At 60.8% G+C, this 15853-nt stretch carries 13 protein-coding genes; 7 read left to right on the top strand and 6 right to left on the bottom strand.

Annotated features, from left to right (window positions below):
- Positions 1–28: 28 nt before the first annotated feature.
- Together BS627_RS09295 and thrC are read right to left on the bottom strand one after the other, a co-directional pair.
- Positions 29–1327, bottom strand: coding sequence for a M16 family metallopeptidase (locus BS627_RS09295; protein ID WP_077982797.1), 1299 nt, complete (start codon positions 1325–1327; stop codon positions 29–31).
- A gap of 21 nt (positions 1328–1348) precedes the next feature.
- A complete protein-coding gene (thrC, locus tag BS627_RS09290; RefSeq protein WP_077982796.1) occupies positions 1349–2746 on the bottom strand; it encodes a threonine synthase in 1398 nt (465 codons plus the stop codon).
- 275 nt (positions 2747–3021) lie between these two features.
- Between thrC and BS627_RS09285 the strand changes: the two genes are divergently transcribed.
- Positions 3022–3561 carry a PilZ domain-containing protein gene (locus BS627_RS09285; RefSeq protein WP_165691208.1) on the top strand — a complete coding sequence of 180 codons (540 nt, stop codon included), beginning with the start codon at positions 3022–3024 and terminating at the stop codon, positions 3559–3561.
- Positions 3562–3755: 194 nt separating this feature from the next.
- On the opposite strand, the gene BS627_RS09280 is transcribed toward BS627_RS09285, so the two are convergent.
- Positions 3756–4445 carry an HAD family hydrolase gene (locus BS627_RS09280; RefSeq protein WP_077982794.1) on the bottom strand — a complete coding sequence of 230 codons (690 nt, stop codon included), beginning with the start codon at positions 4443–4445 and terminating at the stop codon, positions 3756–3758.
- Positions 4446–4667: 222 nt separating this feature from the next.
- Here BS627_RS09280 and BS627_RS09275 point away from each other — a divergent pair, with 222 nt between their 5' ends.
- Together BS627_RS09275 and BS627_RS09270 are read left to right on the top strand one after the other, a co-directional pair.
- A complete protein-coding gene (locus BS627_RS09275) occupies positions 4668–5348 on the top strand; it encodes a GntR family transcriptional regulator (protein WP_077982793.1) in 681 nt (226 codons plus the stop codon).
- A gap of 45 nt (positions 5349–5393) precedes the next feature.
- The gene (locus BS627_RS09270) at positions 5394–5867 is read left to right on the top strand and encodes a DUF1284 domain-containing protein (RefSeq protein WP_077982792.1); all 474 of its coding nucleotides are present in this window, start codon (positions 5394–5396) and stop codon (positions 5865–5867) included.
- 84 nt (positions 5868–5951) lie between these two features.
- Here BS627_RS09270 and BS627_RS09265 read toward each other — a convergent pair whose 3' ends face one another.
- Positions 5952–7052 (bottom strand): hypothetical protein, encoded by a 1101-nt coding sequence (locus BS627_RS09265; RefSeq protein WP_077982791.1) that lies wholly within the window; start codon positions 7050–7052, stop codon positions 5952–5954.
- A gap of 237 nt (positions 7053–7289) precedes the next feature.
- Between BS627_RS09265 and BS627_RS09255 the strand changes: the two genes are divergently transcribed.
- The gene (locus tag BS627_RS09255; RefSeq protein ID WP_077982790.1) at positions 7290–8435 is read left to right on the top strand and encodes a site-specific DNA-methyltransferase; all 1146 of its coding nucleotides are present in this window, start codon (positions 7290–7292) and stop codon (positions 8433–8435) included.
- A gap of 333 nt (positions 8436–8768) precedes the next feature.
- Here BS627_RS09255 and BS627_RS09250 read toward each other — a convergent pair whose 3' ends face one another.
- Complete coding sequence (locus BS627_RS09250) at positions 8769–9380, bottom strand: HAD family hydrolase (RefSeq protein ID WP_077982789.1); 612 nt, start codon at positions 9378–9380, stop codon at positions 8769–8771.
- Positions 9381–9426: 46 nt separating this feature from the next.
- Entirely contained in the window at positions 9427–10563 is a 1137-nt protein-coding gene (gene mutY / locus BS627_RS09245; RefSeq protein ID WP_077982788.1) for an A/G-specific adenine glycosylase, read from the bottom strand.
- Between the two features lie 98 nt (positions 10564–10661).
- On the opposite strand from mutY, the gene BS627_RS09240 reads away from it, so the two are divergent.
- From BS627_RS09240 to BS627_RS09230, 3 genes are all read left to right on the top strand, one after another.
- The gene (locus tag BS627_RS09240) at positions 10662–11189 is read left to right on the top strand and encodes a DUF721 domain-containing protein (protein WP_077982787.1); all 528 of its coding nucleotides are present in this window, start codon (positions 10662–10664) and stop codon (positions 11187–11189) included.
- A gap of 128 nt (positions 11190–11317) precedes the next feature.
- Positions 11318–11998: a DsbA family protein gene (locus BS627_RS09235; protein WP_077982786.1), complete on the top strand. Its 681-nt coding sequence runs from the start codon at positions 11318–11320 to the stop codon at positions 11996–11998.
- A gap of 84 nt (positions 11999–12082) precedes the next feature.
- On the top strand, positions 12083–15550 hold the full coding sequence (locus tag BS627_RS09230; protein ID WP_077982785.1) for a chromosome segregation SMC family protein: 3468 nt from the start codon (positions 12083–12085) through the stop codon (positions 15548–15550).
- Positions 15551–15853 lie beyond the last annotated feature (303 nt).

Raw genomic sequence — 15853 nt, 5'->3', positions numbered from 1 at the left:
CGCCTTTAAGTCCCGCTCTCATAGTGGTTTATCCGTTCGCCTTTATCCTTGCAGGCTGCTGCGCGGAAAGCGCGGCAGTCATGTCTGAGAGAGGCGGCAGATGTTCGAGCGGACCAATGGCGGAGAGTGTCGGTACTGTCTCGAAAAACAGTCGTCCTGCAAGATCGGTCAGGCGTTCACGGGTAATGTCCTCAAGCCGCGTCATCATCTCCTCATTGGGGATGGGGCGGCCATAAAGCATCATCTGCCGGGCAATTTGACCGGCGCGGGCTGCCGGGCTTTCCTGTCCCATCAGCAACTGTGCCCGAATCTGCGCGCGGGCACGGTTGATTTCGTCCTGATGGATGATCTCCGACGACTTGCGCAATTCGTCGATGATGACAGGCATCAGTTCCGGCAGGTCATTGCCTCCGGTCGCCGCATGAACGCCGAAGACACCGGTATCGGAAAAGCCCCAATGGAAGGCGTAAACGGAATAACACAGGCCACGGGATTCACGCACTTCCTGGAACAGGCGTGATGACATGCCGCCGCCGAGAATATTGGCGAGAATCTGCGAGCAGTAGAAATCGCGGGCGTGATAGGCCTTGCCTTCGAAACCGAGCAGCACCTGCGCATCCATGAGGTCGCGCGTCTCGCGGATTTCGCCGCCGGTATAGATCGCCTTTTCCATGACAGGCGTTGCCGCTGGCACGAGCGGCAGCGAAGCGAAACGCTCTTCGACCTGCTTCACGAAGCTTTCGTGATCGACTGCGCCGGCCGCCACGACGAAGATGCGGTCCGTCGTGTAGTTGCGGGCGAGATAGTGCCTGATCTGGCCGGTGGTGAAGGATTGGACGGTGTCCGGCGTGCCGAGGATCGGGCGGCCGATGGTCTGGTCGCGATAGGCGATACCGGAGAAATTGTCGAAGATCACGTCGTCGGGCGTATCGGTGGCGGCACCGATTTCCTGCAGAATGACGTTTTTTTCCCGCTCCAGCTCGTCTTCGTCGAACAGCGATTCCGTCAGAATGTCGGCAAGGATATCGACGGCGAGGGGGACGTGGTCTTTCAGGACGCGGGCGTAGTAGGAGGTCGTTTCCGTCGATGTCGCGGCGTTGACTTCGCCGCCGACATTTTCGATCTCTTCGGCGATCTGCCGGGCGGTGCGGCGCGCCGTGCCCTTGAACGCCATATGTTCGAGAAGATGGGCGATGCCGTGTTCGGCAGTCGTCTCGTTGCGGGACCCGGATTTGATCCACACCCCAAGAGCAACGCTTTCGAGATGTGGCATTCTTTCCGTAACAACGGTCAACCCGGACGAAAGCCGGGTCACATTAACTTTCATACTCAACGTCTTTCCGCGTCTCTATTTGCCGGCGCGTGCATGTTGGCCGATGAAGGTTTCCACGGCCTTCAGCTCTGCGTCCAGAATGTCGAAACGCTCCTCCCGGTTCATAATATCGGCTAGCCATACTGGAAGCGCAGGCTCGATTGCGCAAGCGGATTTTACAGCGGCCGGGAATTTTGCCGGGTGGGCGGTAGACAGAACCACCATCGGGCTTGACGCTTTTTCGTGTTTCTCAGCCACGAAAACGCCTGTCGCCGTATGCGGATCGATGAGGTAACCGGTTTTCTCGAGCGTGTCGCGAATGGTCGCCGCCACCTGCTTTTCGGTGGCGCGGCCGGCGCGGAAATCCTTCTTGATGAATTTCAGTGCCTTCGCCGGAATTTCAAACGCACCGGACTGCTTGAGCCCGTCCATCGACGCCTTCACCGCAGCGGAATCGCGGTCATAAGCCTCAAACAGCAGGCGCTCGAAGTTGGACGAAATCTGGATGTCCATGGAAGGCGAGGTGGTCGGCTTGACGCCGCGCATCTCGTAACGGCCGGTCTTCAGCGTGCGCGCCAGAATATCGTTGTCATTGGTGGCGATGACAAGCTTGTCGATCGGCAGACCCATCTTCTTGGCGACGTAACCGGCGAAGATATCGCCGAAATTGCCTGTTGGAACCGTGAAGGAAATCTTCCGGTCGGGACCGCCGAGCGAGAGAGACGCGGTGAAATAATAGACCACCTGCGCCATGATGCGCGCCCAGTTGATGGAGTTGACGCCGGAAAGCTTCACGCCGTCGCGGAACTTCACGTCGTTGAACATCTCTTTGACCAGCGTCTGGCAATCGTCGAAATTGCCGTTGATCGCCACTGCGTGAACATTGGAAGCGGTGGATGTCGTCATTTGGCGCTGCTGTACCGGCGAAACCTTGCCATTGGGGAAAAGGATGAAGATATCGGTGCGCTCGCGGCCGGCAAAGGCGTCGATCGCCGCACCGCCCGTGTCGCCGGAGGTGGCGCCGACAATGGTGGCGCGTTCGCCGCGCTGCGTCAGCGTATAATCCATCAGACGGGCAAGAAGCTGCATCGCCACATCCTTGAAGGCGAGCGTGGTGCCATGGAAAAGCTCCAGCACGAAGGTGTTCGGCCCGGTCTGCGTCAGGGGTGCTACGGCCGGATGGCGGAACGTCGAATAGGCGTCGTCGATCATCGCCCTGAACTTGTCGGCCGGAATTTCACCGCCGGTGAAACGGTAGAGAACCTCGAAGGCGACGTCCTGATAGGATTTTCCGCGCAGGTTGCGGATTTCCTTTTTCGACATGGAGGGCCATTCGCGCGGCACGTAAAGCCCGCCATCACGGCCAAGGCCCGCCAGAAGCGCGTCGCAGAAACCAAGCGAAGGGGCCGCACCCCTGGTCGATACATATTTCACGAGATAGTCCCTTGTCGTTTACCGGTCTGTCCGTGCCGTTGCCGGCTCTTTATCAGCAGCATCCCGCCGGAATGAGGCGATTGGCGAGGTAATGAAGGGCTTTTTTGAAAATTCAAGCAAAACCGAACATGCCAATCGATTTTTTCCGGCGTCGCTGCTATAGACCATCGCCAACCTGCGTGAAAGGTCAATAAACAGCGTCTCCGGTTCGGTTCCGGGACAATGGAGAGGGAATTAGAAGAGTGTCAGGGAATTTCTTGCGTTTGTCCGCCGCGATGTCGCTTCTGGCCGTCGTTGCAGGATGCAATTCATCCAACCCGTCGGACTCGCTTGCCGTCAATCCTCCAGCCGCGCAGGCCAATGCCGTGACCCCGGTTGTGCAGGCAAACTGCCCGACGGTGACGGTTCTCGACGCCAATGCCGTCCATCGCGTTTACGCCGGTGGCGCCAAGGACGATCCGCAGAAACTCGCCTATCAGGTCTCGCTGTCAGACACGACACGCTCCTGCACCGCCAATGAATCGACACTGACTGTGAACGTCTTGGCGCAGGGCCGCCTCGTTCCCGGCCCGATGGGCAAGCCCGGCCGCGTGACCGTGCCGATCCGCGTGACGGTGAAGGACGGCGACGGCGAGATTTTCGGCGAAACGACCAACTTCGCCATCGATCTCCCCGCAGGCGGTGCTGGCACGCAGTTCATCTTCAACAACGACCACGTCGCCATCCCGAACGGACCGGGCGGCGCGCCGCGGTCTGTCAGCGTCTATATCGGATTTGCCGAGCAGGGCGCGAAGGCCAAGACCAAACGCCGGTGATTTGACGGGCTAGATGTAAAAAACCGGGGCTGCTTTTGCGGGCTCCGGTTGGACTACGGAGGAATATTCCTCATACGCGACGTCATCCTCGGGCTTGTCCCGAGGATCCAAACACCTCACGTAAATTCAAACCGTTGCAGATGCTCGGGATAAGCCCGAGCATGACGAAATGGCGTTTGGGCGAAAGCCAGCAACTAAAAAGCGCCTTCCCACTCCGCCATCGCCGCGATCACGGCGGGCAGGTCCTGCATGCGCGAAATCACCGTTTCCGCACCCGCATCCGTCAGCCGGTCGGCGTGGCTCGGATAGGTGTGGGATGCGCCGGTAAAGCCGATGACGCGCATGCCGGCGGCCTTAGCGCCGTGGATGCCGTGCACGGAATCCTCGACCACGACCACGCGGTCGGGGGAAACGCCGAATTGCGCCGCACCGTGCAGGAAGATGTCGGGCTTGGGCTTCACGCGGTCGGCCCCAAGGTCCTTGGCGGAATAGATATGCGGCGCGAAATAGGGCTTCAGCCCCACCTTCGTCAGCATCATGTCGAGGCGGTGGCTCGATGAGTTCGAGCAGATGCAGCGCGGTGTCGTCAGGCGCGAGAGGGCGAATTTGACGCCTTCGATGACCTTCACGTCGCGTTCCAGCCGCATGTCGAGCAGCTTTTCCGACTTGTCGAGCAGCGATGCCGACAGCGGAATGCTGGCTTCGCTTTCCACCTGCAGGAGAATATTCTTCCAGGTCATGCCGGCGAAACGCTCGCCCATTTCCTCGACGGAGATCGGATATCCGGCTTCGGTCAGGAGACGCGATTCCACCTGCGCCGCGATGATTTCGGAATCGACGAGAACGCCGTCACAGTCGAAAATAATGAGGTCGAAGCCGCTCATGGGCGCTCCCTGTATCGAATTTGGCTGGAAGAAGATGATGCCGGGCTTTTAGACCATGTCTGCGCCAAGCTCAACCGGCTCGCCCGCAGAGGTCGGTCCCATCAGGCTCATAGCTCGGTCGGCCTGTGTAAGCGACTGCGTCGCCTCGAATATTTGGTTTGGCGTTCCTCTTTCGCGCAAAAACCGCTACACACGGCCGCGCCATATGCGTTATGGGATGTTATGCCCAAGACAGTGAAGAATACGCCTGAAGACACCATTGCCGCGCGCATCAGCCGCACGCTTGCCGAGCGTATCGTTCGCGGTGAGCTGTCACCGGGCGAAAGGTTGCGGCAGGACCACATTGCCGCCGAATTCGGCGCCTCGCATGTGCCGGTGCGCGAGGCATTCCGGCGGCTGGAAGCGCAGGGACTGGCGGCCAGCATTCCGCGCCGGGGTGTCCGGGTGGCGGATTTCGGCCTTGACGATGTGCGCGAGGTGGCGGAAATGCGCGCCGCCCTTGAAGTTCTGGCGCTGCGCCACGCCATTCCCAACATGACTTCAGCCATTCTCGACCAGGCGGAGGCCGCAACGCTCGAAGGCGACAGCGCCGTCGATGTGCAGCATTGGGAGGAGGCCAATCGTCGTTTCCATCGCCTCATCACCGCGCCCTGCAACATGCCACGTTTGATGGAGGCGATCGACGGATTGCATGCGGCGAGCGCCCGCTTCCTGTTTTCCGCCTGGCGCGCCGGCTGGGAGCGTCGTACCGATACCGATCACCGCGCGATCATCGACGCGCTGCGCGGCGGCCGCGCCGAAGAGGCGGTGCGTATCCTCGACGGGCATGTGCAATGGATCGGCCGCAAGGCGATCCGCACCTCGTCCGGCTCGGTGCGCGACGCCTTCGCCATCGTCGGATAGGACGGGCCCGTGACCGTCCGTCTCCGCCCCCACCATCTTCTCTGTATGCTGACCTATGTGGGCAAGGGATATACGTCCGGCTTCGTCGAAAATTATGACCGTGTCGCCGCCCGGCTGAATGCGGGCGAGGATATCGAACTGGTGGAAGGGGCGGACGATATCTGCGAAGGTCTGCTCTGCGAAAGCCACGCCCACTGTTTCAACGAAGGCATTGTCCAACGGGACGAGACGGCCCGTCTGTCGGTGTCGGCGCTTTTGGGCGAGGCACTGGCCGCCGGTAAAAGGCTGCGGGTGACGCCGGATTTTCTCACCAAGATGCGCTTGGCTTTTGTCGCTGGAGACATCCGGCAGGCCTGTCGCGGCTGCCAGTGGATCAGGCTGTGCGACCGCATCGCGGCCTCGGGATTTGCCGGCGTGAAAATCGGCGCGCCGTTGCAGGTGGTGCCGAAGGATGCGGCGGGTCTTTCCAGCCATCCGATGCTCAGGCCCAAATACGGGCCTTCCGGCCGGAAATCGTGATGTTCTAAATTCCGCCGGCCCTCATCCCTGTGCTTGTCACAGGGATGAGGTGAGAGGAAGCAGGGAACAAGCGCCCCGCCGCAATTACTCCGCCACCGTCGTCTCGGTCCGCTCCGCCGCCTTGACCGTCGCCTTGATTTCCTTCGGCTCGCGACCGGATTTCTTGTCGTAGCTTACCTTCACCGAATAATCGCCCGGATGCAGGGTTTCCTGATGTTTCGTGCCGTAACGACCGGAAATCTCCTTCTGCGTGCCCTGAAGATCCTTGGTCGTTTCGACGATATCGATCCGTTCAGCACCAGGGGCGGTGATGGCGAGAACGCCGGCATCGAGATTGAGGGTAATTTCCGTGCGTTGTCCGGCAGTCATGGTGAAGGGCTGTTCCACCGTCACCTTGCCGAGACGGGCGCGCATGACGAAATCCCCGGCCGGCATTTCCATCATCTTGCCGGTGCCGTAAGTGCCGTTGATGGTCTGGCGCGTGCCATCGAGTGTTTCCTTGGCCGACATGGCCTCGAAGCGGATATCATCCGTTTCGACGGCCCTGCCGCCTTCCGCATAAACCGCCTTGGCAACGACAACGCCGCTTGGAATCACCAGCTCGTGGCTGATCTTATCGCCGGCCTTGATGGCAAGCGTCTCCTCAGCCCGCGCCGGGCCGATGCTGCCGGTGAGGGTGATTTCGCCGGCCGGCACGAAGACAGTATTCTGCCCATAGACACTGTCCTTGAAGTCGCCCTTGGTGATTTCGGTTTTCGCCTGGGTTTCCACATCGCCGCCGGCGCTGCGCTTCGGCACGACGGTTAATTCGGCCGCATCGAAATTTACTTTCGGCCTCGCGACGCTTCCGTCCTTGACCTCGAACGACACTTCGCGGGTCACATTGCCGAGCGCCGCGACCCCGACATATTTGCCCGCCGGCAGTTTCGCCTCGAAGGTGGCGTCATAGGACCCGCCGGCATTGTCGTCGGTGCGGCCGCCGGAGCGGTCTGCCTTGTAGAAATCCCAACGCACCCTGTCGCTGTTGCCGAGCGAGGGGCCGCCATCGAACAGGACCGCATCGGTGACGACGTTATATTGCGGGGCCGGTTGCTGCGCCTGCGAGGGCGCTGGCAGCGCCGTTGCGAAAAGTGCAGCGCAGACGACACTCATGGAAAAAGAAGCCATTTTCATCACGGACCCCATTGCGGATTACCCCCTGCCATCATGGCTCCTCCCGCCGCGCCGATATGCGGGGACAGGAGAACCCATTGTGCACAACGTTTTTGCCCGGCTTCGGGTTCCCCCGCCGGCCGCCGCAAATCGCGCCTGCGTGCCGCGACAGCGATTTATTTCGCATTTTCCGTGACTTGTTCAGGCTTTGATAACCATCTTCGGTAACCATAAGCATCAGTAGAGAGTAAGCGTATGGAGCGAGTACCAATGGCAGCAGTTTTTCCGCTGGCCGATTTTCGGCGTGCCGGTTTTGATCGTGCGGGTGAGAGTGACGCCTGGAAAGACAGCATCATCAAAGGTGATTGTGTCGCTGCCTTGGATGCCCTACCGAGCCAGTCGGTGGACGCGATTTTCGCCGATCCGCCCTATAATCTCCAGCTTGGCGGCACGCTGCACCGGCCCGATCAATCGCTGGTCGACGCCGTCGATGACGAATGGGACCAGTTCGCCTCCTTCGAGGCCTATGATGCCTTCACCCGCGCCTGGCTGCTCGCCTGCCGTCGTGTGCTGAAGCCCAATGGCACCATCTGGGTCATCGGCTCCTATCACAATATTTTCCGCGTTGGCGCCATGCTCCAGAACCTCGATTTCTGGATCCTCAACGATATCGTCTGGCGCAAGACCAACCCCATGCCCAATTTCAAGGGCCGCCGTTTCCAGAACGCCCATGAGACGATGATCTGGGCGAGCCGCGATCCGAAAGCCAAGAGCTATACCTTCAATTACGACGCACTGAAGGCTTCCAATGACGATGTGCAGATGCGCTCGGACTGGCTGTTCCCGATCTGCAGCGGCAATGAGCGGCTGAAGGGCGAGGACGGCAAGAAGGTGCATCCCACCCAGAAGCCGGAAGCCTTGCTGGCGCGCATCATCATGGCGTCCACCAAGCCGGGCGATGTCGTGCTCGATCCGTTCTTCGGCTCCGGCACCACGGGTGCTGTTGCAAAACGTCTCGGCCGTCACTTTGTCGGCATTGAGCGCGAGCAGGATTACATCGATGCGGCGTCCGCCCGCATCGCCGCCGTCGAGCCGCTCGGCAAGGCGGAACTGACGGTCATGACCGGCAAGAAGGCCGAGCCCCGCGTTGCCTTCAACACCTTGCTGGAAAGCGGCCTCGTCCGCCCCGGCCAGGTGCTGACGGATGCGAAGCGCCGTTATAGCGCCATTATTCGTGCGGATGGTACGCTTGCATCCGCCGGAACCGCCGGCTCCATCCACCGCCTCGGCGCGAAGGTGCAGGGTCTCGACGCATGCAACGGATGGACGTTCTGGCACTTCGAAGACGGCGACGACCTGAAGCCGATCGACGATCTCAGAGCCATCATCCGCAGTGAAATGGCAAAGGCCGAATAGTCGAAAGCCCAAAAGGCTGAAGACGGACGATCCACCGCCCGCCCTTGCCAGCATACGTCTCCGTCCGGTTTAGTACCTTCAGTCCCGGATGGAGAACGACCAACGCCCGGCACCTCGGTGTCGGGCGTTGGTATTTTCGAATATATTATTTTAGTCAGGCAAGTTTCGCGCAAGAGACGAACAATACTGTCTCAAATCAGAGCAATGGTTGTGAAAATCCGGTTCGGAAAGCTCACAAAAACATTGCGTCCGATGCCGCTTGCGGCAGGACTGGCGCAGGCCGGAGACCGCCATTTCCGCCTGCGCCAATTTCTTTTACTGATCTGTGGATGATTAAACGACCACCCCAAAAGCATGCAAATCCTGCTTCAGTTTCTCGGCGCCGGTAAAATGCACCGCCTGCCAGCCGGCTTCTTTTGCGCCTTCGACATTTGCGAGCGTATCGTCAATGAAGATGCTAGCGGCGGGGTTAAGGCCGAATTCCCTGGCGTGCAGCTCATAGATCGCCACGTCAGGTTTCAGCAGCTTCACATCGCCAGAGACGGTGACGCCGCGCGGCAAGGTGAGGAAGGGAAACATCTTCTGCGCTTCGCGAAAAGTGTCGGAGGCGAAGTTGGTGAGCATCGTCACGTCATGGCCGCTGTTGATCAGCCCGACCATGATTGCGACGCTGTCGTCGTAGGAATGCGAGACCATCTCATGCCAGAACTTGCGGAAGGAGCGGATGTGCTCTTCCCGGTCCGGGAATTTCTCAACCAACAAGGCCTCGGCGTCCTCCCAGCGGCGGCCGCGATCCTGCTCGAGGTTCCAGTCATGGGTGCAGACATTGTCGAAGAACCATTGGCGCTCATCGGCATCGGGGATAAGGCGGCTATAGGGAATATGCGGATCGTAGTGGATCAGCACCTTGCCGATGTCGAATACGATATGCTCAATCTTGGTCATCGAATGTTCCTGCTTTTATCGGATATTAGAGCGTCTGAAAGACGCTCTAAAGCTTTGAGTTGCGCATCGTTCCTGTCGAAAATCGATTCCGATTTTCGGGCCGATGCGTGGATGGAATAGCCTGCGCGATGACTTTCTTCATCACCGTTGGCAGCGCCTGCGCGTCAAGATTTGTAACCGGCTCCCACCATCCGTCATCCGGTCCGGTTTGAAGGCCATCCGGAACCTGTGCGCGATAGACGGTGAGCCGCAGTTCGAAATGGGTGAAGACATGCACGATGACGCCCGCCGCCTGCCAGTCGGCGGGAAAGGGCGCGTGGCTGACCTCCGTGCCGCCATCCAGACGGGCGGTCCATGCCGTTGTCGGCACCTCGGTCATGCCGCCCAGAAGCCCGCTGTCGATGCGCCGCCGCAACAGGATTTCACCTTCTGTATTGACGGCCACAAAAGCAGCCCCGAGCCGCACCGGTTTTGCCTTTTTCGCGGCTTTCGCCGGAAACCGTTCCGGCTCGTCTTCCGCAAGCGCCAGACAGACGCCATTGAACGGACAGAGCGCGCAGGCCGGCCGCTTCGGCGTGCAGATCGTTGCGCCGAGGTCCATCATCGCCTGGGCAAAATCGCCGGGTCTTTCGGCAGGTGTCAGCTCTGCCACCTTCGCTTTCATGGCGGGCTTTGAGCCGGGCAGGGGTGCATCGATGGCAAAGAGCCGCGAAATGACCCGTTCGACATTGCCATCCATGACAGCCGCCTGACGATTGAATGCGATGGCAGCGACGGCGGCGGACGTATAGTCGCCGATACCGGGCAATTGCTTCAGGCCCTCTTCCGTATCCGGAAAGACGCCGCCATGTTCGCGCGACACAGCTTCCGCGCATTTTTTCAGGTTGCGGGCGCGGGCGTAATAACCCAGCCCCGCCCATGCGGCCATGACATCCTCGACCGGTGCCGCCGCCAGATCGTCAACACGCGGCCAGGCGGCGAGAAACTTCAGGAAATAGGGTTTGACCGCCTGCACCGTCGTCTGCTGCAGCATCACTTCGGAAAGCCAGACGTGATAGGGATCGGCACGTTTTCCCTGCGCCGCCATGGCCGGGGAGGTGCGCCAGGGCAATTCGCGATGATGCCGGTCGTACCATGCGAGCAGCATCTGCGCATAAGACGACGAGGCGGTTTTTTGAAGCATGGTTTGCCGTTTCTGTTCGATTTGGCCTATAGTTGGGACATAAGAAGCGGGCGATCAAGAACATGCGGATTCGCCGGCTCCCAAAACGTGAGTGAAACATGCGTTATCCCCAGAAGGGCGTTCAACAGAGGAAAGGCGTCGTCCAGATCGCCGAAGTTGCCAATGGCATCATGGACCCGGTCCTGTCGAAACGCGCCGGCATCAACACCGCGCTGCTCGGCTCCTGGGACGAGATTGCCGGCGACGATTTTGCCGATTGCACACGGCCCGAAAAGATCACTTGGCCGCGCCGCGACGAAGGCCCGGATCGCGGTGGTTATCAGCCCGGCGTGCTGACGATTGCCTGCGAAGGCGCGCGCGCCCTGTTTCTCACCCATGCGCAGGGCGAACTGATTGCCCGCATCAACGGCTTTTTCGGCTTTCCGGCGGTGCGCCAGATCAGGATCGTGCAGAAGCCGGTGTCGCAGGCCATCACCCGCCGGCGCAAACCGCAGCCCCTGCGCGGCGATGCGGCAAAACGTCTCGATGACATGATGGAAGGCATCGAGAGCGAGGCATTGCGCAAGGCGGTGGAAAGGCTTGGAACGGCGGTGTTGCAGAAGAAGCCGGGGCGCAAGACGATTTGATGAAGGATGCCGTCCTTGACTGGTCACAATTCTTTGACAAGAAGAGTTCAAAACCCCGCTTGTGATGAACAGGCCGTCGCTATATCGGAATCAACGGACAATAGAGTCTATTACCAACAGGTGCTTTCATGCATTTTCCCGAACTGACCATTTCCCGTCGCAGCCTTCTCGGCGGTGTTGCCTTTGCCGCCCTTGCCACGGCTCTGCCGTTTGCCTTCACGCCCGGTATTGCCCAGGCGCAGGAATTGCCTGAATCCACCGGTGATGTGGATATGGCTGCGGTGATGAAGCCCGGCCCGCTGCCGGAAGCAGCGCTCGGTGATGCCAACGCACCCGTCAAGATCGTCGAATATATGTCGATGACCTGCCCGCACTGCGCTAACTTCCACAACAAGACCTTCGAAGAAATCAAGAAGAAGTACATCGATACCGGCAAGGTCTATTTCGTGCTGCGCGAATTCCCGTTCGATCCGCGCGCCGCTGCCGCCTTCATGCTGGCGCGCTGCGCACCGGAAGGACAGTATTTCCCCTTCGTTTCCATGCTGTTCAAGCAGCAGCAGAGCTGGGCGACCGCCCAGGATGCGCGTGCCGCCCTGCTGCAAATGTCGAAAATGGCCGGTTTCTCACAGGAGTCTTTCGAGGCCTGCTTGACGAACCAGAAACTTCTGGATGATGTGAACGCAACCATGCAACGCGGTGCGACGGAATTCGGCATCAACTCCACGCCGACTTTCATCATCAACGGCAAGAAATACGCAGGAGACATGTCGGTTGAAACCATGTCGGCTGTCATCGACAAGCTGCTCTGATCACCGAAGCCTGAAAGAGACGGGCGGCGGAAATTTCCGCACGCCCGTTTTTTATTGCCGTTTTTATATCCGGAGCATGGCGGCATGAAGTTCAACAAGCTCCGCGTCGTCGGTTTCAAGTCCTTCGTTGAACCATCGGAATTCATCATCGAGCCCGGTCTGACAGGCGTTGTCGGTCCGAATGGCTGCGGCAAGTCCAATCTGGTCGAAGCGCTGCGCTGGGTGATGGGCGAAAACTCCTACAAGAACATGCGCGCATCCGGCATGGATGACGTCATCTTCTCCGGCTCCGGCAACCGCCCGGCCAGAAACACCGCCGAAGTCGGCCTTTATCTCGACAATTCCGACCGCACCGCGCCCGCCGCCTTCAACGATGCCGATGAAATTCAGGTGACGCGCCGCATCGAACGTGAAAACGGCTCCGTTTATCGTATCAATGGCAAGGAAGCGCGCGCCAAGGATGTGCAACTGCTGTTTGCCGATGCCTCCACCGGCGCACGCTCGCCCTCCATGGTGGGGCAGGGCCGCATCGGCGAACTTATCAATGCCAAGCCGCAGGCCCGCCGCCAGCTGCTGGAAGAGGCCGCCGGCATTTCCGGCCTGCATTCGCGCCGCCACGAGGCCGAGCTTCGCCTGCGCGCCGCCGAAACCAATCTGGAGCGGCTGGAGGATGTGACCGCCCAGCTGGAAAGCCAGATCGAAAGCCTGAAACGCCAGGCGCGTCAGGCCAACCGTTTCAAGATGCTGTCGGCGGATATCCGCGCCCGCGAGGCGACCCTTCTGCACATCCGCTGGGTGGAGGCAAAGGAAGCGGAAGGCGAGGCGGAAAGCGCGCTTAATCAGGCGACCAACATCGTCGCCGAAAAGGCTCAAGGCCAGATGGAGGCGGCCAAGCAGCAGGCCATCGCCAGCCTGAAATTGCCGGAACTGCGCGAGGACGAGGCCCGCGTCGCCGCCGCCCTGCAACGCCTGCAGATCGCCCGCACTCAGCTGGATGACGAGGCGAACCGCCTGCTGCGCCGCCGCGACGAGCTGGCCCGCCGTCTCTCGCAGCTTGGCGAAGATATCGTCCGCGAGGAACGGCTGGTCGCCGATAATGCCCAGATACTCGCGCGGCTTGATGAAGAAGAGGCCGAGCTTCTGGAAATCCTCTCCGATTCCGGTCGCCACGCCGACGAGATGCGCGAGGCCTTCGAGGCTGCGACCGTCAAGCTGTCGGAAAGCGAAGCCATCTTCACATCAATCACCGCCGAACGCGCGGAAGCCGCTGCCGGCCGTCAGCAGCTGGAGCGGGCGATCCGCGATCTTTCCGACCGCAAGCTGAGGCTCGAGCGGCAATCGCAGGAAGCATCCGCCGAGGTTGACGCCGTCGACGAAAAGCTCTCCGGCCTTCCCGATCCTGCGGAGCGGCGCGAAGCTGTAGAGGCGGCTGAGATCGCGGTCGAGGACGCTTTGATTGTCGTGGAAGAGGCCGAGGCCGCCGTTGCCGAGGCGCGTTCCGCCGAAGCACTGGCGCGTGGGCCGCTGGAAGCCGCGAAAAACCGGCTGAACGCACTGGATATAGAAGCGCGCACCATCACCAAAATCCTCGCCTCCAGCGCTGCTGCCAATGGCAGTTTCACGCCGGTGGCGGAAGAAATGACGGTGGAGCGCGGTTATGAGGCCGCATTGGGCGCGGCGCTGGGCGACGATCTCGAAAGCCCGCTCGATGCGAGCGCCCCCGCCTATTGGGGCGGCAATGGCGACGGCGCTGGCGATCCCGCCCTGCCGCAGGGTGCCAAACCGCTTCTGGATTATGCGCAGGCGCCGGATGCGCTTAGACGTGCCCTTGCGCAGATCGGCGTCGTTGCAGACGTATCGGAGGCCCGGCGCCTGTTGCCCTCGCTGAAAGCCGGCCAGCGACTGGTCACGCGCGAGGGCGCACTGTTCCGCTGGGACGGGCATATCGCCAGCGCCGATGCGCCGGGTGCAGCAGCACTTCGCCTGTCGCAGAAGAACCGCCTTGCCGAAATCGAGACGGAACTGGATGAGGCCCGCTCCATTCTGGAAGACGCCGAAGACCAGCTTGCCGCGAAAACCGAGGACATCAGAAGCAGCGAATTGCGGCTTTCGGACGTGCGCGACCGGAGCCGGCTTGCGACCCGACAGCTTGCCGAGGCGCGTGAGGCGCTGACTTCTGCCGAACGGGCTTCGGGCGATCTGCTGCGCCGCCGGGATATCGTCTCCGAAGCATTGAACCAGATTGGCGCGCAGATCGACGAAATCGCCGTCCAGGAAGAAAATGCCCGTATCGAAATGGAAGATGCGCCGGACCTTTCCGTGCTTGATCTCAAGCTGCGCGAAAGCCAGCTCGAAGTTGCCACCGACCGCGGCCTGTTGGCGGAAGCGCGCGCCCGCCATGAGGGCGTGAGCCGCGAGGCGGAAAGCCGCCAGCGCAGAATCCAGGCGATAGGGCAGGAGCGTTCCACTTGGCAATCGCGGGCGGCAAGTGCTGCCGATCATATCGCCACGCTGCGCGAACGCGAGGAAGAAGCGCGCGAGGAAATCGCCGAACTGGACATTGCGCCGGAGGAATTCGACGAGAAACGCCGTAACCTGCTCAACGAATTGCAAAAGACCGAAGACGCCCGCCGCGCCGCCGCCGACCGGCTGGCCGAGGCCGAAAACCTGCAACGTGCCGCCGACCGGGTGGCGGCGACGGCGCTTTCTGAACTGGCCGAAGCCCGCGAGAAGCGCGGCCGTGCCGAAGAGCGGCTGGTCTCCGCCCGCGAAAAACGGCAGGAGGCGGAACATCGCATCCGCGAAACGCTGAATACCGAGCCACATATGGCATTTCGCCTGACCGGCCTTGGCCCGGATCAGCCGAAGCCGGATATACGCGATGTCGAGCGCGATCTTGACCGGCTGAAGATCGAGCGCGAAAGGCTTGGCGCCGTCAATCTGCGCGCCGAGGAAGAACAGGCCGAGCTTTCCGCCAAGCTCGAGGCGCTCATCAAGGAGCGGGACGACATCATCGACGCCGTGCGCAAGCTGCGCGCCGGTATCCAGAACCTCAACCGCGAGGGCCGAGAACGGCTGATCGCCGCCTTCGACGTGGTCAATTCGCAGTTCCAGCGGCTGTTCACCCATCTCTTCGGCGGCGGCACAGCGGAATTGCAGCTGATCGAATCCGACGACCCGCTGGAAGCCGGCCTTGAAATCCTCGCCCGCCCGCCCGGCAAGAAGCCGCAGACCATGACATTGCTTTCGGGCGGCGAGCAGGCGCTGACGGCCATGGCGCTGATCTTCGCGGTCTTCCTGACCAACCCCGCACCAATCTGCGTGCTGGACGAGGTGGACGCGCCGCTCGATGACCACAATGTCGAGCGCTACTGCAACCTGATGGACGAGATGGTGGCCTCCACCGAAACCCGCTTCGTTATCATCACCCACAATCCCATCACCATGGCGCGCATGAACCGCCTGTTCGGCGTCACCATGGCAGAGCAGGGAGTGTCGCAACTCGTCTCCGTGGATTTGCAGACCGCCGAACAGTTACGCGAAGCCGTCTGAGGCGGCTTGTTGGGGGATACGTTCCCGACTTTTGCTCAATGGGAATTTATCGCGCTGTCTCACCCATTCGGGTGAGCGACTTCGCGCGGCATTTTGCTATGTATTGGTCACAAGCTTAGGGCTCTCTCCAGACCCCACCATCCGGTTTCCTGTACCGGATGGAATGCCTTGCGAGGCCGCTGCCGTGGCCTCGCAAGGCTTTCTTCCTAGGGGGCACACGCCCCTTTTTTCGCTCATTCCTGTGCTCGTCACAGGAATCCAGCCGGCGCGCGTCTGCGCGGCGACAGGAGCCCTTCCAGCCTA

The organism is Agrobacterium salinitolerans, assembly GCF_002008225.1.
Lineage (GTDB): Bacteria > Pseudomonadota > Alphaproteobacteria > Rhizobiales > Rhizobiaceae > Agrobacterium > Agrobacterium salinitolerans.
This window is presented reverse-complemented; position numbering and strand designations above follow the sequence as displayed.

What these genes read in the sequence shown, in the direction of transcription:
- BS627_RS09295 (WP_077982797.1), bottom strand. Translation starts at nt 1,327, where the DNA reads ATGAAAGTTAATGTGACCCGGCTTTCGTCCGGGTTGACCGTTGTTACG.
- BS627_RS09285 (WP_165691208.1), top strand. Translation starts at nt 3,022, where the DNA reads ATGTCGCTTCTGGCCGTCGTTGCAGGATGCAATTCATCCAACCCGTCG.
- BS627_RS09280 (WP_077982794.1), bottom strand. Translation starts at nt 4,445, where the DNA reads ATGAGCGGCTTCGACCTCATTATTTTCGACTGTGACGGCGTTCTCGTC.
- BS627_RS09275 (WP_077982793.1), top strand. Translation starts at nt 4,668, where the DNA reads ATGCCCAAGACAGTGAAGAATACGCCTGAAGACACCATTGCCGCGCGC.
- BS627_RS09270 (WP_077982792.1), top strand. Translation starts at nt 5,394, where the DNA reads ATGCTGACCTATGTGGGCAAGGGATATACGTCCGGCTTCGTCGAAAAT.
- BS627_RS09265 (WP_077982791.1), bottom strand. Translation starts at nt 7,052, where the DNA reads ATGGGGTCCGTGATGAAAATGGCTTCTTTTTCCATGAGTGTCGTCTGC.
- BS627_RS09255 (WP_077982790.1), top strand. Translation starts at nt 7,290, where the DNA reads ATGGCAGCAGTTTTTCCGCTGGCCGATTTTCGGCGTGCCGGTTTTGAT.
- BS627_RS09250 (WP_077982789.1), bottom strand. Translation starts at nt 9,380, where the DNA reads ATGACCAAGATTGAGCATATCGTATTCGACATCGGCAAGGTGCTGATC.
- mutY (WP_077982788.1), bottom strand. Translation starts at nt 10,563, where the DNA reads ATGCTTCAAAAAACCGCCTCGTCGTCTTATGCGCAGATGCTGCTCGCA.
- BS627_RS09240 (WP_077982787.1), top strand. Translation starts at nt 10,662, where the DNA reads ATGCGTTATCCCCAGAAGGGCGTTCAACAGAGGAAAGGCGTCGTCCAG.
- BS627_RS09235 (WP_077982786.1), top strand. Translation starts at nt 11,318, where the DNA reads ATGCATTTTCCCGAACTGACCATTTCCCGTCGCAGCCTTCTCGGCGGT.
- BS627_RS09230 (WP_077982785.1), top strand. Translation starts at nt 12,083, where the DNA reads ATGAAGTTCAACAAGCTCCGCGTCGTCGGTTTCAAGTCCTTCGTTGAA.